This is a genomic window from Kosakonia pseudosacchari, assembly GCF_015167415.1.
Classification (GTDB): Bacteria; Pseudomonadota; Gammaproteobacteria; order Enterobacterales; family Enterobacteriaceae; genus Kosakonia; species Kosakonia pseudosacchari.
The window spans coordinates 95,115-116,880 of record NZ_CP063425.1; the positions used below are offsets into that span (position 1 = coordinate 95,115).

The 21,766-nt window shown below is 55.4% G+C and carries 18 protein-coding genes; 5 read left to right on the forward strand and 13 right to left on the reverse strand.

What is annotated here, in order from left to right; all coding sequences use genetic code 11:
* Positions 1-12: 12 nt before the first annotated feature.
* Entirely contained in the window at positions 13-861 is an 849-nt protein-coding gene (locus tag IP581_RS00455; protein ID WP_017459641.1) for an MIP/aquaporin family protein, read from the reverse strand.
* Positions 862-1,354: 493 nt separating this feature from the next.
* Here IP581_RS00455 and zapB point away from each other — a divergent pair, with 493 nt between their 5' ends.
* On the forward strand, positions 1,355-1,600 hold the full coding sequence (gene zapB, locus IP581_RS00460; protein WP_086873298.1) for a septal ring assembly protein ZapB: 246 nt from the start codon (positions 1,355-1,357) through the stop codon (positions 1,598-1,600).
* Positions 1,601-1,753: 153 nt separating this feature from the next.
* Here zapB and rraA read toward each other — a convergent pair whose 3' ends face one another.
* From rraA to priA, 7 genes are all read right to left on the reverse strand, one after another.
* Entirely contained in the window at positions 1,754-2,239 is a 486-nt protein-coding gene (gene rraA, locus IP581_RS00465) for a ribonuclease E activity regulator RraA (RefSeq protein ID WP_020455956.1), read from the reverse strand.
* 92 nt (positions 2,240-2,331) lie between these two features.
* Complete coding sequence (gene menA / locus IP581_RS00470; protein ID WP_097401925.1) at positions 2,332-3,261, reverse strand: 1,4-dihydroxy-2-naphthoate polyprenyltransferase; 930 nt, start codon at positions 3,259-3,261, stop codon at positions 2,332-2,334.
* Positions 3,262-3,327: 66 nt separating this feature from the next.
* Entirely contained in the window at positions 3,328-4,659 is a 1,332-nt protein-coding gene (gene hslU, locus IP581_RS00475) for an HslU--HslV peptidase ATPase subunit (RefSeq protein WP_086873296.1), read from the reverse strand.
* 9 nt (positions 4,660-4,668) lie between these two features.
* On the reverse strand, positions 4,669-5,199 hold the full coding sequence (gene hslV, locus IP581_RS00480; protein WP_020455959.1) for an ATP-dependent protease subunit HslV: 531 nt from the start codon (positions 5,197-5,199) through the stop codon (positions 4,669-4,671).
* Between the two features lie 92 nt (positions 5,200-5,291).
* On the reverse strand, positions 5,292-6,308 hold the full coding sequence (gene ftsN / locus IP581_RS00485) for a cell division protein FtsN (RefSeq protein ID WP_086873295.1): 1,017 nt from the start codon (positions 6,306-6,308) through the stop codon (positions 5,292-5,294).
* Positions 6,309-6,402: 94 nt separating this feature from the next.
* A complete protein-coding gene (cytR, locus tag IP581_RS00490; protein ID WP_193821527.1) occupies positions 6,403-7,428 on the reverse strand; it encodes a DNA-binding transcriptional regulator CytR in 1,026 nt (341 codons plus the stop codon).
* Positions 7,429-7,552: 124 nt separating this feature from the next.
* Positions 7,553-9,745: a primosomal protein N' gene (gene priA / locus IP581_RS00495; RefSeq protein ID WP_193822615.1), complete on the reverse strand. Its 2,193-nt coding sequence runs from the start codon at positions 9,743-9,745 to the stop codon at positions 7,553-7,555.
* Positions 9,746-9,952: 207 nt separating this feature from the next.
* Between priA and rpmE the strand changes: the two genes are divergently transcribed.
* Entirely contained in the window at positions 9,953-10,165 is a 213-nt protein-coding gene (gene rpmE, locus IP581_RS00500; RefSeq protein WP_007369223.1) for a 50S ribosomal protein L31, read from the forward strand.
* Positions 10,166-10,469: 304 nt separating this feature from the next.
* On the opposite strand, the gene metJ is transcribed toward rpmE, so the two are convergent.
* Positions 10,470-10,787 carry a met regulon transcriptional regulator MetJ gene (gene metJ, locus IP581_RS00505; protein WP_007369220.1) on the reverse strand — a complete coding sequence of 106 codons (318 nt, stop codon included), beginning with the start codon at positions 10,785-10,787 and terminating at the stop codon, positions 10,470-10,472.
* Between the two features lie 262 nt (positions 10,788-11,049).
* Between metJ and metB the strand changes: the two genes are divergently transcribed.
* The 3 genes from metB to metF all read left to right on the forward strand — a co-directional run bounded on the left by metB (position 11,050) and on the right by metF (position 15,744).
* Entirely contained in the window at positions 11,050-12,210 is a 1,161-nt protein-coding gene (gene metB, locus IP581_RS00510) for a cystathionine gamma-synthase (RefSeq protein ID WP_193821528.1), read from the forward strand.
* A 2-nt stretch (positions 12,211-12,212) separates the two neighbouring features.
* The gene (locus IP581_RS00515; RefSeq protein ID WP_097401930.1) at positions 12,213-14,645 is read left to right on the forward strand and encodes a bifunctional aspartate kinase/homoserine dehydrogenase II; all 2,433 of its coding nucleotides are present in this window, start codon (positions 12,213-12,215) and stop codon (positions 14,643-14,645) included.
* Positions 14,646-14,853: 208 nt separating this feature from the next.
* Complete coding sequence (gene metF / locus IP581_RS00520; protein ID WP_017459628.1) at positions 14,854-15,744, forward strand: methylenetetrahydrofolate reductase; 891 nt, start codon at positions 14,854-14,856, stop codon at positions 15,742-15,744.
* Positions 15,745-15,940: 196 nt separating this feature from the next.
* Here metF and gldA read toward each other — a convergent pair whose 3' ends face one another.
* From gldA to ppc, 4 genes are all read right to left on the reverse strand, one after another.
* A complete protein-coding gene (gene gldA / locus IP581_RS00525; protein WP_193821529.1) occupies positions 15,941-17,044 on the reverse strand; it encodes a bifunctional L-1,2-propanediol dehydrogenase/glycerol dehydrogenase in 1,104 nt (367 codons plus the stop codon).
* Between the two features lie 11 nt (positions 17,045-17,055).
* Positions 17,056-17,718, reverse strand: coding sequence for a fructose-6-phosphate aldolase (fsa, locus tag IP581_RS00530; RefSeq protein WP_193822616.1), 663 nt, complete (start codon positions 17,716-17,718; stop codon positions 17,056-17,058).
* Positions 17,719-17,930: 212 nt separating this feature from the next.
* The gene (locus tag IP581_RS00535) at positions 17,931-18,791 is read right to left on the reverse strand and encodes an AraC family transcriptional regulator (RefSeq protein WP_193821530.1); all 861 of its coding nucleotides are present in this window, start codon (positions 18,789-18,791) and stop codon (positions 17,931-17,933) included.
* Between the two features lie 92 nt (positions 18,792-18,883).
* Positions 18,884-21,535 (reverse strand): phosphoenolpyruvate carboxylase, encoded by a 2,652-nt coding sequence (gene ppc / locus IP581_RS00540; protein ID WP_086873286.1) that lies wholly within the window; start codon positions 21,533-21,535, stop codon positions 18,884-18,886.
* Positions 21,536-21,766: the final 231 nt, after the last annotated feature.

A 21,766-nucleotide genomic window follows, 5' to 3' on the forward strand; every position in this document is an offset into this window, starting at 1 on the left:
CCCGTAGTCACATTACAGCGAAGCTTTTTGTTGAGTCGTGGAGGCGGTGCCTTTTTCTTCCGCCGCCTCACTGGTTCCAGACGGCAGATGGCGACCAATCAGTTTACGATAACCGAATGCGCCGAGCGCCGCGCCTACGATCGGCCCGAACAGCGGGACGAGGAAGTAGGGAATATCTTTGCCGCCGGTAAAGGCGACGTTGCCCCAGCCAGCCAGCCAGGCGAACGTTTTCGGACCAAGGTCACGCGCCGGGTTCATGGCGAATCCTGTCAGCGGTCCCATTGATGCACCGATAACCGCAATCAACAAACCGATGAGCAACGGTGCCAGTGGGCCGCGCGGAATACCGTTACCGTCATCACCTAACGCCATGATGACGCCCATCAGTACAGCGGTGATCACCATCTCAACGGCGAAGGCCTGCACAAAGTTGATGTGCGGGTTCGGGTAAGTTGAGAAAATACCAGCTAAATCAAGACTTTCAACACTGCCGCGCACCATATTGTGCGTGTGTTCGAAATCGAGGAAAAGATTGTAGTAAAGCCCGTAAACAAGTGCAGCCGCGCAAAACGCGCCGGCAAACTGAGAAATGATGAAGGGAACAACTTTGCGCCCATCAAAACTAGCGAAGAGCCATAATGCAATAGTCACAGCCGGGTTCAGATGTGCGCCGGAAACCCCTGCGGTCAGGTAGATGGCCATCGCCACGCCCAAGCCCCAGATAATACTGATTTCCCATTGGCCGAAGGTGGCGCCAGCCACTTTCAACGCCGCGACACATCCGACACCGAAGAAAATCAACAACCCGGTGCCGAGAAACTCGGCGATGCACTGGCCTTTTAAGGTTGATGTCTGACTCATAATCGGATCCTGCAAAAGAGTAATGGTTATTGTTAGCACGGGCGATCGCTCCCCCATGATGTCGTGTAGACATAGTGTTAATTTATCGTTAACGAGCAAAAACGAGAAATATCGAAATTAAAATGTGTGTACTGCGTCAATAAAATGAGCGTTTTCGAGCGCTGAAGCGCGTTTTTGCACCATAGCGAAATGTGAGCTGAATCATTTTTGTAACCCAGGCCTTAACAATTTAGTGGCAGGCGCACGCGTTGCACCAGGATGAGGACGAAAAGTGTTGCAAAGCGCAAACAGCGCGGCTCCGCGCTGGACAGGGGCTGGTGGGCTTCATACAATCGGGGACAAGCGAGATCCGCTCAATATCATAAGGCGTCGCCGATTTTCGGGACGGGGATTTTTAAAGACACGAATCTTTGGGTTGCAAGAAAGCGGCGACGCAACTGCAACGCGAAGAGGCAAGTGTATATCCATCAGCGCCTTGCAACTCAGGAGAGGTATGACAATGTCATTAGAAGTGTTTGAAAAACTGGAAGCGAAGGTGCAGCAGGCGATTGATACCATCACGCTGCTGCAGATGGAAATCGAAGAGCTGAAAGAGAAAAACAATAGCCTGGCGCAGGACGTACAGTCTGCTCAGCAGAGCCGTGAAGAGCTGGAGCGTGAAAACCACCAGCTGAGAGAGCAGCAGCACGGCTGGCAGGAGCGCTTGCAGGCGCTGCTGGGGCGCATGGAAGAAGTCTGATAACGCTTTGCGGGTTGTCTCATCCAGGTAACTACGCTGCCGGATTAACGGGCTTAGCTATAGCGCGAAATTGGCAGGGAAAGTGCTGCGACATCGGATAAGCGAAGCGCCATCCGGCAAAAAGAAGAAGGGCACCTGACGGTGCCCTTTTGTTTACTCGATATCGAGAGGATCTTCGGAAAGGATAATGCCGGTGCTATCGGCATAGAGATGGTCGCCGGAGAAGAAGGTCACGCCGCCGAAATTGACGCGTACGTCGCTTTCACCGATGCCTTCACCCGCTGCGCCAACCGGAATGGCGGCAATCGCCTGAATCCCAATATCCAGCTCTTCAAGGTCGTCTACCTGGCGTACTGAGCCATAGACCACAATCCCTTCCCACTCGTTTTGCACCGCAGTGCGGGCGAGATCCGCGTCGATTAACGCACGACGCATTGAACCACCGCCGTCGACCAGCAGGACGCGACCACGGCCGTTTTGTTCGAGCAGATCGTACAGCAACCCGTTATCCTCGAAACATTTCACCGTGATGATTTGTCCGCCAAACGACGACCGTCCGCCAAAATTGGAGAACAGCGGTTCCACGACGTTGATCTCTTCCTGGTAAATATCACAAAGCTCAGAAGTATCGTATTTCATAGGATTAGCGTTCAGTTGCTGCGAGAACAGTCAGTATATCGCGCATCACGCGCTGTTGGCAAAATCATCAATTGTTCGTTGACATTTATCAGTTAAAAATGCGTTTGACTGAGGATTATTCCTAATACAAACAAGAGATTAGTTAACAGTGCGCCTTTTACCGTGCGCTCCAGCATCGGTGGCATAGCGCGCGGGTCGAGCTCGCGTAGCACAAAGCGCGCCTGTTTGATAAGCAGCGGCGCAGCCAGCACAAACAGCCAGCCCCACAGGCTTTGCAACGAAAACAGGTTAAACAGCGCAAGGCATACCAGCGCGCCAACCAGCAGACCTGCATGATAACGGCGTGCGTTGACCGGCCCTAAACGGACTACCAGCGTATTTTTGCCATTTTCGCGGTCGCTTTCGATATCGCGCAGATTATTGATATTCAAAACCGCCGTCGCCAGCAGACCGCAGGCGGTCGCGGGCAGAATAACGGCCGGGATCAGCATATGCGTCTGCAGATACCAGCTACCCATTACGCTTATCCAGCCGAAGAAAAGCAGCACGGAGATATCGCCAAGACCAAGATAACCATATGGACGTTTGCCGACGGTATAAGTGATGGCGGCAATAATCGACAGCCCACCGAGCGCAAGGAAGCCGATGAAATCCGCCATTGTTTGTGTCGCAGCGGTCACCAGCAACAGCCCGGAGATGCAGCTTAGCGCGATGACAATCATCAGCGCGCGCTTCATCTGCGCAAGGGAAATGACCCCTTTTTGCATGCCGCGCAACGGACCAATACGATCGGGTTTATCGCTGCCTTTAACCGCATCGCCGTAATCATTGGCAAGGTTGGAGAGGATTTGCAGCAATCCTGCGGTGATAAGCGCAAGCACCGCCACCAGCGGATCAAAATAGCCTTGCCACCAGGCCAGCACTGTGCCAACGACAATCGCGGCGAAAGCCAGCGGTAATGTTTTCGGTCGCAGGCTTTCCAGCCAGGCCTGGGTGAGGCTAAGAGATTGCGTTTCGTTCATAAGGTCAGCCAACAAAAATGGGGGCATAAGCCCCCATCGAATGTGATGAAAACGTTGTGACCGGGATTATAAGATAAAACGGCTCAGATCTTCATCTGCCACTAAAGCATCAAGATGTTTACTCACATAGTCTGCATCGATGATGATCGTCTCACCGCCCAGATCGCTGGCGTCATAAGAGATATCTTCCATCAGACGTTCCAGCACCGTATGCAAACGACGCGCACCGATGTTTTCAGTGGTTTCGTTCACCTGCCATGCGGCCTGAGCAATACGTTTGATGCCGTCTTCGGTGAAATCAATGTTTACGCCTTCGGTCGCCATCAGCGCTTTGTACTGTACGGTGACAGACGCGTTTGGCTCGGTCAGGATACGTTCGAAATCTTCCGTGGTTAACGCTTTCAACTCAACACGGATCGGCAAACGGCCTTGCAGCTCCGGGATCAGATCTGACGGACTGGCAATCTGGAACGCACCAGACGCAATAAACAGAATGTGGTCCGTTTTCACCATCCCGTGTTTGGTCGACACAGTACAGCCTTCCACCAGCGGCAGCAGATCGCGTTGCACACCTTCGCGCGAAACATCCGGGCCAGAGGTATTGCCGCGTTTACAGATTTTGTCGATCTCGTCGATAAACACGATCCCGTGCTGCTCAACGGCTTCGATTGCATCCTGCTTCAGTTCTTCCGGGTTCACCAGCTTCGCCGCTTCTTCTTCAATCAGCAGCTTCATCGCGTCTTTGATTTTCAGCTTACGTGGCTTTTGCTTCTGGCCGCCCAGGTTCTGGAACATGGACTGGAGCTGATTAGTCATCTCTTCCATGCCCGGAGGCGCCATAATTTCTACGCCCATCGGCGCGGCAGCGAGATCGATTTCAATCTCTTTGTCATCGAGCTGGCCTTCGCGCAGTTTTTTACGGAAAGACTGGCGCGCGGCGGAAGGTTCAGCCGACTGTTCCGGCTGGCCCCAGTTATTTTTCGCCGGTGGGATCAGCACGTCGAGAATGCGCTCTTCCGCCATCTCTTCCGCGCGGTAGCGGTTTTTCTCGATCGACTGACTACGCACCATTTTCACGGCCGCATCGGTCAGATCGCGGATGATCGAATCCACTTCTTTCCCAACGTAACCGACTTCGGTGAACTTAGTCGCTTCAACTTTGATAAACGGCGCGTTGGCCAGTTTTGCCAGGCGGCGGGCGATTTCGGTTTTACCGACGCCGGTTGGGCCGATCATCAGAATGTTTTTCGGCGTGACTTCATGGCGCAGCTCTTCATCAAGCTGCATGCGGCGCCAGCGGTTACGCAGGGCAATCGCCACAGAACGCTTCGCCGCGTCCTGGCCGATAATGTGTTTGTCCAGTTCGCTGACAATTTCGCGTGGGGTCATTTCAGACATGGGAGATCCTTACGCTTTATAGGCTAATTCTTCGATGGTGTGGAAGTGGTTGGTGTAGATGCAGATATCGCCTGCAATCCCCAACGCCTTCTCAGCAATTTCGCGTGCGCCAAGCTCGGTGTTTTCCAGCAACGCGCGGGCAGCGGCCTGGGCGTATGGCCCGCCGGAACCAATGGCGATCAGGTCATTTTCCGGCTGGATCACATCGCCGTTACCGGTGATGATCAGCGACGCGGTTTCGTCGGCAACCGCCAACAGTGCTTCCAGCTTGCGCAGCATGCGATCGGTGCGCCAGTCCTTTGCCAGCTCGACAGCCGCTTTCACCAGATGACCCTGGTGCATTTCCAGTTTGCGTTCGAATAATTCAAACAGAGTGAAGGCATCAGCCGTGCCGCCGGCAAAGCCCGCAATGACTTTGTCGTTATACAGGCGGCGAACTTTTTTCACGTTGCCTTTCATTACGGTGTTGCCCAGTGTGGCCTGGCCATCACCGGCGATAACGACATGGCCGTTACGGCGTACGCTTACGATTGTTGTCACGAGCAGACCCCTTGGTTACAAATGCACAATACAGCGCCCCGCACGGTGTACGGGGCAGAATGCAATTATAAATGGGGGGTGTTTTGGGGGTTTCAACCCCCGGCGGCGAGACGGATGCAGTTTGCGTGACCGGCCATTTTCAGGCGGCTGATGGTGGCATCGGCGCTCTCTTTGCCTTTTACCGGGCCCATCACCACGCGATTCCAGCCATTGTTGCTGGTAATGCGTGAGTCGAAACCTTCAAATGCCAGCTGCGCACGTACCGTTTCTGCCTGATCCTGACCTTTAAACGAACCGCACTGGATAAGCCAGCGGCGATCGTCTTTCTTCTCAGCCGTTTGCGGTTGCACCTTAGGCGTTTCCACTTCACGCGTAACCGGCGCAGCTTGTTGCGTTTTCGGCGGCGTTGCAGCGGTATGCGGCGGCGTTTGCAGCAGATCCTGATACGGTTGCGAGGTGGCCGGTTTTTGCTGCGTTGTGCTTTGCGTCTGGCGCGGCGGCGTGGTTTGCGTGGTACGCGCCTGCTGCTGCACCGGCTGCTCCGTCACGCGTGGTTGCGTGCGCGGCTGCTGTGCCTGTACCGGCTGTGACTGCGTCCACTGCTGCTGCTGTTGCATCTGCACTTGTTGCTGCGCCTGACGCTGCCGCTGCAGTGTTTGCTGGCGCTGCTCCGGCGTTTGTTCGTTCCACGGCACTTCATTGAGCTGCGTCGGCTGCTGGCGCATGTCGGCCTGCATCTGCGCCAACAATTGGCGCTGCTCATCAGTTAACTGTTCCGGTTTTTGCACTTCGCCACCGGCCGTCGGCTCGGTTGGCGCTCGTACGCCAGGCTGGCGGCTTTCCAGCTCTTTAATATAGCGCCAGCGCTCTTCCGGTTTCGGTGGCAGGCCGTTGCCGGTCATTTTCTGGTTTTGCAATGACTCGGATTCTTCTTTTTTGTGGTGCGTAATAAAGTACAAACCACCGATAAAGGCGACCAGCACAGCGGCTGCAATAGCGACCATCGCTGGAGAGACCGCAGACTTGCTGCGCTGTTTTTTCCTTGAGTTACTCGTCTTTCGCCGCGCAGGAGCCGACTGGCTGCGGCGTACATAATCTCGTTGTGCCACTATCGTTTCGCTGTATTTATTTCGTTTATCAGCCCGCCATGTTACTTAAGCGACGGGGTTTTGACCAGAAGAGGGCGTCTGAAAGCCCGCGCCTTTACTTCAGCGCCCGGGTGCTGCCGCGCAGGATTAATTCACACTCCAGCAAGCGCGAACCGCTGCTTACGTTATGCCCCTGCAACTGCTCCAGCAGCAATAACATCGCTTCGCGACCAATCTCATAACGCGGTTGCGAAACGGTGGTCAGCGGCGGGTCGCAGAATTCAGCCAGTGAAATGTTATCAAAACCGATGATGGATAAGTCATCCGGGACTTTCAAACCCCGGCGTTTCGCTTGCGACAGGGCACCAAGCGCCATCACATCGCTGTGGCAGAACACGGCAGTTGGTGGCATCGGTAGCATCAATAACTGATCCAACGCCCGCGCGCCCGCCTCGAAAGTGAAATCACCGCGCGTGATGTAATGCGGATCAACGGTCACGCCAGAGCGGCGCAGCGCCTGGACATAGCCTTGCAAGCGATAATGGCACAGCGGCATCTCTTCCGGACCAGCGATACAACCGATCCGCTGGTGCCCCTGTTCCTGCAAATAGTTAACAGCATTAAAGGCGGCGGTCAGGTTATCGATATGCACCGTCGGCAACTCCAGCTCCGGCGCGAATTCATTGGCCATCACCATTGGCGGTAAATTGCGTTGCTCTTCAATGCTGGCGTCAAACGGCAAACGCGAACCGAGCAGCAGCATGCCGTCGATTTGCTTAGTGATAATCAGATCGATAAACGTTTTTTCCTGCTGATTTTGATGAGCGCAGTCGCCAATCAGCACCAGATAGCCGTGTGCCGCGGCGGTCACTTCAATGCCGCGAATAATCTCGCTGAAAAAGGGATCGCAAATATCCGGCACAATCACCAGTAATGTGCGTGATTCATTGCGTTTGACGTTGCGTCCCATCGACTGAGGCAAATAACCCACTTCCATTGCCGCTTGTTCCACCCGGTTGCGGGTAGCCTGCGACACTTTTTCCGGGTTCATTAATGCACGTGACACGGTTGCCGTCGAAACCTTTGCTTTCATGGCAACATCTTTCATGGTCGCTGCCGCAACCTGATTTTTGGGTTTCACCTTGTTCTCCTCGCATGCACGGCGCAGGCGTTGTCACATTTTTATCAGATAGTTAAGCGCACCGGTTACAGAATTTTCATGAAAAGTGTGATGAAAGTTGAATTTTATACGCCGACTCGCAGACTTAACTTTCAATCGGGTCGACATCCAGCACCCATTTCACCCGCCGTGCATCCGGCAAGGTGTTAATCAGGGCCAGCGCGCCCGTGACGATATGCTGCAGGCGGATTCGGGAAGGGTGTTGTAGCAGCAACTGCCAGCGGTAACGCCCGGCGCGTTTGGCCGTCAGCGCCGGAACCGGGCCCAGAACCCAGAGTTGGTTGTCTGCCAGTGGGCTGGCCTGCAACAGATTTTTAAGCTGTTGCAAAAACAGCGGTGCGTGCTGGTTGTTCTGATCTTCAGCGCGGATCAGCACATGGCTGGTCCACGGCGGCAATTGCATGGTTTGCCGCTCCGCCAGCGCCTGTTCCGCGAAGGTGTCATAGCCTTTATGCAGCAATGTTTGCAGAAGTGGATGTTCCGGGTGGTGCGTTTGCAGTACCACTTCGCCCTCTTTTCCCGCGCGCCCGGCACGACCGGAAACCTGGGTATAAAGCTGGGCGAAACGCTCGGCAGCGCGGAAATCCGCTGAGAACAGCGCACCGTCGACATCCAGCAGAGCAACCAGCGTCACATCCGGGAAGTGGTGGCCTTTCGCCAGCATTTGCGTACCAATCAGAATGCGCGCGCCGCCGCGATGCACTTCGGCAAGGTGCTGCTCCAGCGCGCCTTTGCGGCTGGTGGTGTCGCGGTCAATACGTGACAGCGGTACACCGGGAAACATCGGCGTCAGGGCATGTTCCAGCTGTTCAGTGCCAAGGCCAACGGGCAATAAATGTGTGGAGCCGCAGGAGGGGCACTGACGCGGTACCGGGCGCTGGCTGTCACAGTGGTGACAGCGCAAATGCTGCTGCGCCTGATGGAAGGTGTAATAGTGATCGCAGCGCGGGCATTCCGCTATCCAGCCGCAGTCATGACACAGCAATGCAGGCGAAAAACCACGGCGGTTAAGAAACAAAATAACCTGGTTCCCGGCCTGCAAATGCTGGCGCATACGGTTGATCAGCGCCGGAGCCAGACCGGCCTGTAACGGCTGGCCTTTCAGATCCAGCACATGTTGCATCGCCGGTCGCGCGTGGCCTGCCCGGCGGGTCAGGCGCAGCAGATGGTATTTGCGCGACCGCACATTGTGCAGCGTTTCCAGCGCCGGCGTTGCCGAGCCAAGAATAATTGGGATCTGTTCGCTGTGGGCGCGATAAACCGCCAGATCGCGGGCGTGATAACGCCAGCCTTCCTGCTGTTTATAGGAGCTGTCGTGCTCTTCGTCGATGACGATCACGCCAAGGTTCTTAAAGGGGGTAAACAGCGATGAGCGCGTGCCGATCACAATCGCCGCTTCACCGCTCTTTGCTTTTTGCCATGTTATCAGGCGTTCGCTGTCGTTCAGCCCGGAGTGCAGCACTTCGACTGGCGCATTAAAACGCTCGCGAAAACGGGCGATAGTTTGCGGCGTCAGACCGATTTCCGGCACCATCACCAGCGCCTGTTTTCCTTGCGCCAGCACGTTTTCCAGCACGCTTAAATAGACTTCTGTTTTGCCGGAACCCGTCACGCCAGCCAGCAGCCAGGCGGAAAAGCGATCGGCGGCGCTGTGTATCGCGCCAACAGCGGTGGCTTGTTCTGTGTTCAGGCGCAGCCGGTCGCCGCTAACGGAAAACGTCGTGCGCCAGTCGTTAAAGGCTGGCGTTTCGCTGTTCATCTCCGCCAGGCCTTTGGCGCGTAGCGCTTGCAGGGTAACGCTTTTCAGATCCAGCGCCGCCAGTTGATGCTGCCAGATTTTGCCTTTTCGCAGCGCCGAGAGTGCCTGTTGTTGTTTGGCTGATTTGACGCGGTTGATGTCCACCGCCTGGCCTTGCTCGGTCGCAAACCAGTAGCCCTGAAATTCCGCGCTGGCCGGTTTCGTCTGGCGTAGCAGAACGGGCAGGGCGTTGAACAACACATCACCGATCGGATGGTGATAATAATCTGCCGCCCACAGCAACAGCCGCCAGACCGCCGGGGGGAAAACCGGTTCGCTGTCGAGCACCTCTTCCACGCTTTTGAGGTCGGCCAGCGGTAACTCGCTTTCGTCGCCCACAGCCATCACAATACCGACACGGTGCTGGTTACCAAACGGCACACGCACGCGACAACCCGCGCGCGCGGACATCTCATCCGGCAACAGGTAATCGAACGTGCGGGGCAACGGTACAGATAGCGCAACGCGGGCGACGGGCATCTCATCATCCTGACTTGAAAACTGGCGGGATAGTATACACATTGTTGCTACGGGCGAGCGGATCAGTTTGCATGTGCTGGTTAATTTCTGTATGATTCGCCGCCTTTGATGCGTTTTGAACGTGCCAAAGATACACTTACATATTAACTCGCGTGGTGTCTGGCGTTAGGGCTGGAAGAGCGACGCGGCCTTAAACTGAGGTTTCCCATGAAAAAAGGTATTCACCCGAATTATGTAGCGATTACTGCAACCTGTTCTTGCGGTAACGTGATCAAAACCCACTCCACCGTGGGTCACGACCTGAACCTGGACGTATGCGGCAAATGCCACCCGTTCTTTACTGGTAAACAACGTGTTGTTGATACCGGTGGTCGTGTTGAGCGTTTCAACAAACGCTTCAGCATCCCGGGCAGCAAATAAGTTGCCAAAGAAAAAAGCGCCGAAAGGCGCTTTTTTTTGTCTCTGCGTTTTGCCGACTGGGTGAATTTTTGTGATTGACGTCACAAAAATATTGCTCTGATTAAAAAACGAGCATATTCTTTTCGCCATCCACTTCTGTGAACCCTGGCGAAAAAATGAGTGATTTGCTGACGGCTGTGAAAAACGTATTGATGTCTTACCTGCTCTCTCTGGCTGAAGTGCATCCGGAAGTGACGCGCTTTTGAGTAAGCCGATGAGATAAACAAAAAGGGCGGAAGATATTTCCAGCCCTTTTTTGTTGCGATCAGTATTCCCACGTATCCGGGTCGATCCCCAGTTCACGCATAATCACTTTCGCCTCTTCCGGGATTTCATCGCTGCGCTCTTTACGCAGGTCTTCATCGTTCGGCAGGGGTTGACCGGTAAACGCATGCAAAAACGCTTCACACAACAGCTCGCTGTTAGTGGCGTGACGCAAGTTGTTCACCTGACGACGGGTACGTTCATCGGTGAGGATTTTTAACACCTTAAGAGGAATGGAAACCGTAATTTTTTTTACTTGCTCACTCTTCTTGCCGTGCTCAGCGTATGGGCTGATATATTCGCCGCTCCATTCAGCCATGAGATACCTTTAATCCTCTCAGTCATTAGTCTAAACCCGGACACCGCCGGGCCGTAATTCCGCGTAGTTTACCGTAGAGTCAACATGGTGACACGGTGTATCGCTCAGCTACCGGTACTAAAGCGTATAATTTTAACGGCTATTGTACTTTTGCTCAATCTATACGCAAAGAAGTTTAGATGTCCAGATGTATTGACGTCTATTGTCGCAGTGTTTACTCTGTCGTGAGACTTTTCATCCATTAAGCCAGGAAGCCTTCACCATGACGCGTAAACAGGCCACCATCGCAGTGCGTAGCGGATTGAACGATGACGAGCAGTACGGTTGCGTTGTCCCGCCTATTCATCTCTCCAGTACTTATAATTTCACCGGCTTTAACGAACCTCGTGCGCATGACTATTCGCGTCGCGGCAACCCAACGCGTGACGTGGTTCAGCGCGCGCTGGCGGAACTGGAAGGTGGCGCGGGCGCGGTATTGACCAATACCGGCATGTCGGCGATTCACCTGGTGACGACAGTCTTTCTCAAACCTGGCGATCTGCTGGTGGCGCCGCACGACTGCTATGGCGGCAGCTATCGCCTGTTCGATAGCCTGGCGAAACGCGGCTGCTACCGGGTGAAATTTGTTGATCAAGGCGATGAGCAGGCACTGAAAGCGGCGCTGGCGGAACAACCGAAGCTGGTGCTGGTCGAAAGCCCAAGCAACCCATTGTTGCGCGTCGTGGATATCGCGAAAATTTGCCAGCTTGCGCGTGAAGCTGGCGCAATCAGCGTGGTGGATAACACGTTCCTGAGCCCGGCGTTGCAAAACCCGCTGCCGCTGGGTGCGGATTTGGTGCTGCACTCTTGCACCAAATATCTTAACGGCCATTCCGATGTGGTGGCGGGCGTGGTAATTGCGAAAGATGAGGCGACTGTCACCGAACTGGCATGGTGGGCGAATAACATTGGCGTCACCGGCAGCGCCTTCGACAGCTATCTGCTGTTGCGCGGTCTGCGTACGTTGTCGCCGCGCATGGAAGTGGCGCAGCGTAACGCTCAGGCGATCGTCGATTTTCTGCAAAAACAGCCGTTGGTGAAAAAACTGTACCACCCGTCTCTGCCGGATAATCAGGGGCACGAGATTGCTGCGCGTCAACAAAAAGGCTTTGGCGCGATGTTAAGTTTTGAGCTGGATGGCGACGAACAAACGCTGCGTCGTTTCCTGAGTGGTCTATCGTTGTTTACGCTGGCGGAATCGTTAGGTGGGGTTGAAAGTTTAATCTCCCACGCCGCGACAATGACCCACGCAGGCATGGCGCCGGAAGCGCGCGCCGCAGCGGGAATTTCTGAGACGCTATTGCGTATCTCAACCGGTATTGAAGACAGTGAAGATCTAATTGCCGATCTGGAAAATGGCTTCCGGGTCGCAGCTGAGGGGTAAACATGAGTGTGATTGCGCAGGCAGGGACGAAGGCTCGTCAGCTGCACAAATTTGGTGGGAGTAGTCTGGCGGATGTGAAATGTTACCTGCGCGTCGCAGGGATCATGGCGGAGTATTCACAACCGGGCGACATGATGGTTGTCTCGGCCGCAGGCAGCACCACCAACCAGCTGATCAACTGGCTGAAATTGAGCCAGACTGACAGGCTTTCTGCGCATCAGGTACAACAATCGCTGCGTCGTTACCAGAGTGATTTAATCAGCGGGCTGTTGCCTGCCGCGATCGCCGACGGTCTGACCAGCGAGTTTATTCACGATCTTGAGCACCTGGCGGTGCTGCTGGATGGCGGCATTACCGACGCGGTTTACGCCGAAGTGGTTGGCCATGGTGAAATCTGGTCGGCGCGTTTAATGTCCGCCGTGCTGAATCAGCAAGGGCTGGATGCCGCCTGGCTGGATGCCCGCGATTTCCTGCGTGCTGAACGCGCGGCGCAGCCGCAGGTGAATGAAGGTGCCTCTTATCCGCTGCTGCAACAACTGCTGGCGCAGTATCCGGGCAAGCGTATCGTCGTGACCGGCTTTATCAGCCGCAACGACGCTGGCGAAACCGTGCTGCTGGGGCGTAACGGTTCGGACTACTCGGCCACGCAAATTGGCGCGCTGGGCGATGTCACCCGCGTCACCATCTGGAGTGATGTGGCCGGTGTTTACAGCGCAGACCCGCGTAAAGTGAAAGATGCCTGCCTGTTACCGCTGCTGCGCCTTGATGAGGCCAGCGAGCTGGCGCGCCTGGCGGCACCGGTGCTGCATGCGCGTACCTTACAGCCGGTTTCCGGCAGCAATATCGATCTGCAATTGCGCTGTAGTTACCACCCGGAACAGGGGTCAACACGCATTGAACGCGTGCTGGCTTCCGGCACCGGGGCGCGGATTGTCACCAGCCATGATGACGTCTGCCTGATTGAGTTTCTGGTGCCGTCCGGGCAGGACTTCAAACTGGCGCACAAAGAGATTGACCTGATCCTCAAGCGTGCGCAGGTGCGCCCGCTGGCGGTTGGCGCACATGCTGACCGTAATCTGCTGCAACTTTGCTACACCTCAGAAGTGGTCGATAGCGTCTTTAAACTGCTTGATGAAGCCGGTTTACCGGGTGAATTGCGTCTGCGCCAGGGTCTGGCGTTAGTGGCGATGGTGGGGGCAGGCGTGTGCCGCAACCCGCTGCACAGCCACCGTTTCTGGCAGCAACTTAAAGGCCAGCCGGTGGAGTTTATCTGGCAATCTGACGAAGGCATTAGCCTGGTCGCCGTGCTGCGCGTTGGCCCGACGGAAAGCCTGATTCAGGGGCTGCACCAGTCACTGTTCCGCGCGGAGAAACGCATTGGTCTGGTGCTGTTTGGCAAAGGCAATATCGGTTCCCGCTGGCTGGAGCTGTTCTCGCGCGAGCAGAGCGCGTTGTCGGCGCGTACCGGTTTTGAATTTGTGCTGGCGGGCGTGGTGGATAGCCGCCGCAGCTTGCTGAGCTACGATGGGCTGGATGCCAGCCGTGCGCTGGCGTTCTTTAATGATGAAGCGGTGGAGCAGGATGAGGAGTCGCTGTTTTTGTGGATGCGCGCCCACCCTTACGATGATCTGGTGGTACTGGATGTCACCGCCAGTTCGCAACTGGCGGATCAGTATCTGGATTTCGCCAGCCACGGCTTCCATGTGATCAGCGCTAACAAACTGGCCGGGGCCAGCACGACGGATACCTATCGTCAGATCCATGATGCATTCGAAAAAACCGGTCGCCGCTGGCTCTATAACGCGACTGTTGGCGCCGGTCTGCCGGTGAATCATACCGTGCGCGACCTGCGTGAAAGTGGTGATGCGATTCTGGCGATTAGCGGTATTTTCTCCGGTACGCTCTCCTGGCTGTTCCTGCAATTCGACGGCACCGTGCCGTTTACCGATTTAGTGGATCAGGCCTGGCAGCAAGGGTTGACCGAGCCGGACCCGCGCGTCGATCTTTCCGGTAAAGATGTGATGCGCAAGCTGGTGATCCTCGCCCGCGAAGCCGGTTACGACATCGAACCTGATCAGGTGCGCGTGGAGTCTTTAGTCCCGGCGGGCTGCGAAGAGGGATCGGTCGATCACTTTTTCGAAAACGGCGAGGAACTGAACGAGCAAATGGTGCAGCGGCTGGAAGCCGCCCGTGAAATGGGGCTGGTGCTGCGTTATGTGGCGCGTTTTGATGCTAACGGTAAAGCGCGCGTCGGCGTTGAGGCTGTTCGCCCGGAACATCCGCTGGCGGCGGTTTTGCCGGGGGATAATGTCTTCGCCATTGAAAGCCGCTGGTATCGCGATAACCCGCTGGTGATCCGCGGGCCGGGCGCGGGCCGCGATGTGACCGCTGGCGCTATTCAGTCAGATATCAATCGCCTCGCACAGTTACTGTAGTTCCTATCTCTTATCCTCTCCCTGTGCAGGGAGAGGACACTTCTGCGGCATCCTGAATTTTTTTCATCTTCGCTGAACATTCCTCACACAGAATGGTGATTTTCCTGTTGACGCCCCGATCGTTTTCCGTCATTTTTACATCTGGACGTCTAAACGTATAGAAGTTCACAAGACAACAAACAATGACATGCGATTGATGAGGTAAGGTATGAGCTTTTTTCACGCCAACCAGCGGGAAGCCCTGAATCAGAGCCTGGCGGAAGTTCACGGCCAGATTAATGTTTCCTTTGAATTTTTCCCGCCGCGCACCAGTGAAATGGAACAGACCTTATGGCACTCCATCGATCGTTTAAGCAGCCTGAAGCCGAAATTCGTTTCGGTGACCTATGGTGCAAACTCAGGCGAGCGCGATCGCACACACAGCATCATTAAAGGCATCAAAGATCGCACCGGGCTGGAAGCGGTGCCGCATTTGACCTGCATCGATGCCACGCGTGACGAATTGCGTACTATCGCGCAGGATTACTGGAACAACGGCATTCGCCACATTGTGGCATTGCGCGGCGATTTACCGCCGGGTGGCGGTAAGCCGGATATGTACGCCGCCGATCTGGTGACGTTGTTAAAAGAGGTCGCGGATTTCGATATTTCCGTCGCCGCTTACCCGGAAGTTCACCCGGAAGCGAAAAGCGCGCAGGCCGATCTGCTGAACCTGAAGCGAAAAGTGGATGCGGGCGCGAGCCGCGCGATCACGCAATTCTTCTTCGATGTGGAAAGCTATCTGCGTTTTCGCGATCGCTGCGCGGCAACCGGTATTGATGTGGAGATCGTGCCGGGTATCCTGCCGGTCTCCAACTTTAAGCAGGCGAAAAAATTCGCCGATATGACCAATGTGCGTATCCCGGCGTGGATGTCGCAGATGTTCGACGGCCTGGATGATGACGCGGAAACCCGCAAGCTGGTGGGCGCGAATATCGCCATGGATATGGTGAAAATTTTAAGCCGCGAAGGGGTGAAAGACTTCCACTTCTATACGCTGAACCGCGCCGAAATGAGCTACGCCATTTGTCATACCCTGGGCGTTCGCCCGGCCGTTTGAAAATCCAGACAGTGGAAAATCAAAGAAAAGCCGGATTGCGATCCGGCTTTTTTATGGCTCACTGAAAACCACGCCCTGTGCGCATGGTCATCAACCGATATTAGCTCTGCATTGTTTTGGATTTACATCTCACAGGGTTGGCAGAGACGCTTTTTAAGGGTTTCAGCACTCTACTGAGGGCGCAAAATTCTGAATGCTATTCCCACTCTTCAAGAAAACGCTGCCCGTACTGATCGGCGACCAGTAGCGCGGCATAGACCTGATCCGGCGTCGCGCCGCCCGGCATATTATGAATGGTTTCCCCTTGTGCACAGGCGGCTTGCGCCACGATGCGCATTTTCGCCGGAATATCGGTTTTAATACCCAGTTGCGCCAGCGTAATCGGTAAGCCGACGGTATGGCACAGCGCCGCGACGGTTTCGAACTCTTCCAGCGGCGCGTTTTCCAGCACCAACTGGGTTAAGGTGCCAAACGCCACTTTTTCGCCGTGGTAGTAATGATGTGCCTCCGGAATCGCCGTGATGCCGTTATGAATGGCGTGTGCTGCCGCCAGACCCCCGCTCTCAAAACCGACGCCGCTCAGGTAAGTATTGGCTTCCACCACGCGCTCCAGCGCAGGTGTTACCACATGCTGTTCGGCGGCGAACATTGCTTTTTCACCCTCTTCAAGCAGCGTGTTGTAACAGAGCTCCGCCAGCGCGAGGGCGGATTGTGTACACTGACCACCCGCCATGGTTTTTGCGCCACTGCGCGAACAAGCACGCGCTTCAAACCAGGTAGAGAGTGCATCGCCAATCCCGGCTGCCAGCAAACGCGCAGGGGCTCCGGCGACAATTTTGGTGTCGACAATCACCCGATCCGGGTTGTTGGGCAGCAGCAAATAGCGGTCGAACTCGCCACTGTCGGTGTAGATTACCGACAGCGCGCTACAGGGCGCATCGGTAGAGGCTATGGTCGGGGCGATTGCTACCGGCACCTGCATGAAATGCGCCAGCGCTTTAGCGGTATCCAGCGTTTTGCCGCCGCCGATGCCGAGCACCGCGCCACAGCGGGCGCTTTCTGCCACACCGCGCAGCCGGTCAATTTCGTTTTGTGAACATTCGCCGCCGAACGGCGCGATTTCGCAGGCCAGCCCGGCATCCACCAGACTTTTTTGCAGCGTTTCCTGCGCAAAACTAAGCACAAATTTGTCACCGACCACCAGCCAGCGATCGGCCAGCGGTTTGAGATAGTCACCGAGGCGGGTGATAACATCTGCACCCTGGATATATTTGCCCGGTGACTGGATGATGCGGTCCATATACTGCCTCCTTACAGGTTGAGGTTGCCAAAAACTGTTTTCCAGTCCTGTTCAAACTTCTCAATGGCTGACTCTACTGCGGGCGTATTGAGCATTTGTTGCGCTACATCTAATGGGAGCGTGATCGCTTCGCATCCGACCAACAAACACTCCAGTGCCTGGCGCGGCGTTTTAAAACTGGCCGCCAGCACTTTGCTCTCTGGCGCATGGAGTTTCAGCAGGGTTTGCAGCTCCTGCACCATGCGGATCCCGTCTCCGCCCTGTGCATCGACGCGGTTAACATAAGGCGCGACATATTTTGCGCCCGCCAGCGCGGCAAGCAGCCCCTGCGCGGCGCTGTAAACTGCCGTACCAAGCGTAACAATGCCCTCTTTTTTCAATTGTTTGATGGCGGCAAGGCCTTCAGCAGTGACCGGAATTTTGACCACGATATCCGGCACGGCGTTATTGAGGCGCTTGGCCTCCGCCACCATGCCATCCGCTTCGCGGCTCATCACCTGGGCAAACAGCGTTCCTTGTGGGCCAATAGCGCGTTGCAGGCGTGGCAATACGTCCCACAGGGAGCCTTTACCGGCGGCGATAATGCTCGGATTGGTGGTTACGCCCGCCAGCGGGTAAATTCGCGCCAGGCGCTCCACTTCCGCTACGTTTGCGGTGTCCAGATACAGTTCCATCATGCTTCCTCATATAGCGTTTCTGCACACAGCATAAGAGCGGGGGTTGTATGCTCGCCATATAACAAATCTGCCAAACACTGGACAAATGTGATCGAGAGGGCAAAGTGCGAGCTGTCTCACAAATTACGTGATAGCAGATGAAAAAGGCGTTGTAGAGCGCCGCGAAAACAAACCGGGTATTTTTAACGTACAAAAATCCAGTTTTGCGTTTATTCGTCCAGCGGGGACTTTTCGCTGAGATGGCTGTGGTACTGCTGGCGATATTCCGAGGGGGAGCGTTCCGTGTTTTTACGAAACAGGCGGCAGAAGTAGTTGCTGTCAACAAACCCGCAGCTGTGCGCCACTTCTTTGACTTTTAAATCGTACCCTTTGAGCAACGTTTTGGCGTGCTCCAGCCGGGTATGAGTAAGATATTCGTTGAAGCCGACAGAACTGGTTTTCTGAAACAGGTGCGACAGGTAATTGGGTGAAATATAAAACGCCTGCGCCACCGATTCGCGCGTGAGCGGCAAAGCGTAATTTTCGTCGATATAGTCGCGAATGGCTTCGAACAGCGCCTGGCTGCGCGACGCGGTTTGGATCTGGCTACCGAGCAAGTCATGACAATGGCTGAGCAGGCTGGTGACGATCAGGCGTGCGGTTTGCTGTTCGTGCGGTTGCATCTGCATTTCATGCAGGGTTTGTAGCAGGAAGGAGCCGACGCGCGGACCGCGTCGCGCAACATGTTGTTTCGCCAGGTTTTGCAGCATGGCGCCATCCCACTGCGTGACGTTAAAACTGAGCTGTTGCTTGCCAAACAACACGCTTAAGGTAGTGGCCGGGAGCTGCCATTGTGGGTGATTCCAGCTACCGGCGGGAACATACAGCACGTCGTGCTGCGACATTCGCGCGGTTTCGCCGTTGATCCCCATATCGGTCACCGTGCCTTCCAGCACAATCTCCAGGCGTGGAAAATCGACCTGGCAGGCCTGCGCAGGCGCGGTTCCGGTCACGCCCGCAAAGCATATCTGCCGTAGCGGAGCCGGGCCGTTTATCAGGCGCGAGATAAGATGGCTGACATCGAGACTCATGGTGTCCCTTTAGTTGCTGGCGAAGGGATAACCTTAACTGGCAGGATCAAAAAAGGCCACAACCTGTGTGGCCTTTTGCGATAACCGCTAAATTAGCCGGTATTACGCATACCCGCCGCCACCCCGGCGATCGTGACCATCAGCGCTTGCTCAACGCGGTGATCCGGCTCTTTACCTTCTTCTTCCGCAAGGCGCGAGCGGTGCAGCAGCTCAGCCTGCAACACGTTCAGTGGGTCGGTATAGATATTACGCAACTGGATAGATTCGGCGATCCACGGCAAATCGGCCATTAAGTGCGAGTCGTTGGCGATTGCCAGTACCACTTTGATATCCGCTTCCAGCAGCTTGCGAAGTTCGCTACCCAACGCCCACAGTTCGGGTTTCACCAGACGCTGATCATAATATTCTGCCAGCCACAGGTCGGCTTTCGAGAACACCATCTCCAGCATGCCAAGGCGGGTGGAGAAGAATGGCCAGTCGCGGCACATGGCTTCCAGCTCGCTCTGTTTGCCATCTTCCACCACTTTCTGCAATGCCGCCCCCGCACCCAGCCAGGCAGGCAGCATCAGGCGGTTTTGCGTCCAGGCGAAGATCCACGGGATCGCGCGCAGCGATTCAACGCCACCGGTCGGGCGACGTTTCGCCGGACGAGAACCCAGCGGTAGCTTGCCCAGTTCCTGCTCCGGCGTGGCGGAACGGAAGTACGGAACGAAATCCTTGTTTTCACGCACATAGCCACGGTACATATCGCAGGAGATGGTTGAGAGCTCGTCCATGATATGGCGCCACTCGCTTTTCGGCTCCGGTGGCGGCAGCAGGTTAGCTTCCATGATGGCGCTGGTATAAAGCGACAGGCTGCTGATGGTGACTTCCGGCAGACCGTATTTGAAGCGGATCATCTCGCCCTGTTCGGTGACGCGTAAGCCGCCTTTCAGGCTGCCTGGCGGTTGCGAAAGCAGCGCGGCGTGAGCCGGTGCGCCGCCACGGCCAATAGAGCCGCCACGACCGTGGAACAGTGTCAGTTCAATACCGGCTTTTTCGCAGGTTTTGATTAACGCGTCCTGCGCCTGATATTGCGCCCATGAAGCAGCCATTACGCCCGCGTCTTTCGCCGAGTCGGAGTAGCCAATCATCACCATCTGTTTGCCCTGGATAAAGCCGCGATACCAGTCGATATTCAGCAACTGGGTCATCACGTCGTCGGCGTTATTCAGGTCATCAAGGGTTTCAAACAACGGCGCGACCGGCAGCGCGAAACCGATACCGGCTTCTTTCAGCAGCAGGTGAACCGCCAGCACGTCTGAAGGCGTCTTCGCCATGGAGATCACATACGCGGCGATGGATCCGCGTGGCGCTTCGGCGATCACCCGGCAGGTGTCCAGCACTTCGCGGGTCTCTTCGCTTGGTTCCCACTGGCGCGGCAGCAGCGGACGTTTGGAGTTCAGTTCACGGATCAGGAATGCCTGTTTGTCCGCTTCCGACCAGCTTTCGTAGTCGCCAATGCCCAAATAGCGCGTTAATTCGCCCAGCGCTTCCGTATGACGGGTGCTCTCCTGGCGAATGTCGATGCGCACCAGCGGCACGCCAAAACTCTTCACCCGGCGTAATGTATCAAGCAGCTCGCCATTGGCGATAATGCCCATGCCGCAGGCCTGCAACGATTTATAACAGGCGTAGAGCGGTTCCCACAGTTGCTCGTTTTGCGTCAGCAGCCCGGCAGGTTTCGGTAATTTCTGGCCTTTCAGGCGCGCTTCCAGCCAGGCCTGGGTGGCCATCAGATCGCCGCGCAGCTTCTTCATCAGGTAGCGATACGGTTCACGCGCGCCTTCTGCGCCCGCCAGTTCGCGCAGCTCGTCGGTACACTCCACCATCGACAGTTCGGAAATCAGCAACTGAATATCTTTCAGGAACAGGTCGGTCGCTTTCCAGCGGCTGAGCAGCAAGACATGGCGGGTGATATCGGCGGTCACGTTCGGGTTACCGTCACGGTCGCCACCCATCCACGAGGTAAAGCGCACCGGAACAAAATCCACCGGCAGTTTGTAATTGAGGTTCTCTTCGAGTTGTTCGTTCAGCTCGCGCAGGTAGTTTGGCACACCTTCCCACAGGCTGTTTTCCACCACCGCAAAGCCCCATTTGGCTTCATCTACCGGGCTTGGGCGGTTTCTGCGGATTTCATCGGTATGCCAGGACTGAGCAATCAACTGGCGCAGGCGGCGCATCAGCTGGTGGCGTTCATAATCGGCGATGTCGCTGTTATCTAACTGCTTTAAGCAGTTATTCACTTCCACCATTTTGTGGATCAGCGTACGGCGAGTGATTTCGGTTGGGTGCGCAGTCAGCACCAGCTCCAGCGACAGTGATTCAATCGCTTTGATAATCGTGGCTTCGTTGAGATTGGGTTGGTCTTTCAGCTTTCTGATGGTCTGGGCAATCACTTCCGGGTTGCTGGCCGCTTCGCCTTTCGCTGAAATGCTGTGGTATTGCTCAGCAGTGTTGGCAAGGTTCAGGAACTGGCTAAACGCGCGTGCTACCGGCAGCAGCTCGTCATTGGACAGATTCTGCAACGTGGTGAGCAGTTCCTGACGGTTGGCTTCATTCCCGGCGCGAGAAGATTTGGACAGCTTACGGATTGTTTCTACCCGGTCGAGAATGTTCTCGCCGAGTGCATCCTTGATGGTATCTCCCAGCAGTTTGCCGAGCATACTGACATTACTACGCAAAGCGGAATATTGTTCGTTCATGTTACCCCAGACACCCCATCTCATTTTATTTTGTTATATCTGTCGTTGAGCAGATATAAGACACCGTCTTTTATAAAGCCACGTAAAACCCATCGCGTCAATTGTTGCGAAATCGCTTCAGCAAACGAATAAATGCCGACAATTTACGAAATTTAATTCGCATCGTGTCCAATAAGTATTGCTTATGAAAAAGTGACATTTGTCACTCTTTTTCACAGACAAAACCCCCTC

What these genes read in the sequence shown, in the direction of transcription:
- rraA (WP_020455956.1), bottom strand. Translation starts at nt 2,239, where the DNA reads ATGAAATACGATACTTCTGAGCTTTGTGATATTTACCAGGAAGAGATC.
- priA (WP_193822615.1), bottom strand. Translation starts at nt 9,745, where the DNA reads ATGCCCGTCGCCCGCGTTGCGCTATCTGTACCGTTGCCCCGCACGTTC.
- metJ (WP_007369220.1), bottom strand. Translation starts at nt 10,787, where the DNA reads ATGGCTGAATGGAGCGGCGAATATATCAGCCCATACGCTGAGCACGGC.
- zapB (WP_086873298.1), top strand. Translation starts at nt 1,355, where the DNA reads ATGACAATGTCATTAGAAGTGTTTGAAAAACTGGAAGCGAAGGTGCAG.
- ppc (WP_086873286.1), bottom strand. Translation starts at nt 21,535, where the DNA reads ATGAACGAACAATATTCCGCTTTGCGTAGTAATGTCAGTATGCTCGGC.
- IP581_RS00535 (WP_193821530.1), bottom strand. Translation starts at nt 18,791, where the DNA reads ATGAGTCTCGATGTCAGCCATCTTATCTCGCGCCTGATAAACGGCCCG.
- rpmE (WP_007369223.1), top strand. Translation starts at nt 9,953, where the DNA reads ATGAAAAAAGGTATTCACCCGAATTATGTAGCGATTACTGCAACCTGT.
- IP581_RS00515 (WP_097401930.1), top strand. Translation starts at nt 12,213, where the DNA reads ATGAGTGTGATTGCGCAGGCAGGGACGAAGGCTCGTCAGCTGCACAAA.
- menA (WP_097401925.1), bottom strand. Translation starts at nt 3,261, where the DNA reads ATGAACGAAACGCAATCTCTTAGCCTCACCCAGGCCTGGCTGGAAAGC.
- fsa (WP_193822616.1), bottom strand. Translation starts at nt 17,718, where the DNA reads ATGGAACTGTATCTGGACACCGCAAACGTAGCGGAAGTGGAGCGCCTG.
- metF (WP_017459628.1), top strand. Translation starts at nt 14,854, where the DNA reads ATGAGCTTTTTTCACGCCAACCAGCGGGAAGCCCTGAATCAGAGCCTG.
- gldA (WP_193821529.1), bottom strand. Translation starts at nt 17,044, where the DNA reads ATGGACCGCATCATCCAGTCACCGGGCAAATATATCCAGGGTGCAGAT.
- hslU (WP_086873296.1), bottom strand. Translation starts at nt 4,659, where the DNA reads ATGTCTGAAATGACCCCACGCGAAATTGTCAGCGAACTGGACAAACAC.
- metB (WP_193821528.1), top strand. Translation starts at nt 11,050, where the DNA reads ATGACGCGTAAACAGGCCACCATCGCAGTGCGTAGCGGATTGAACGAT.
- IP581_RS00455 (WP_017459641.1), bottom strand. Translation starts at nt 861, where the DNA reads ATGAGTCAGACATCAACCTTAAAAGGCCAGTGCATCGCCGAGTTTCTC.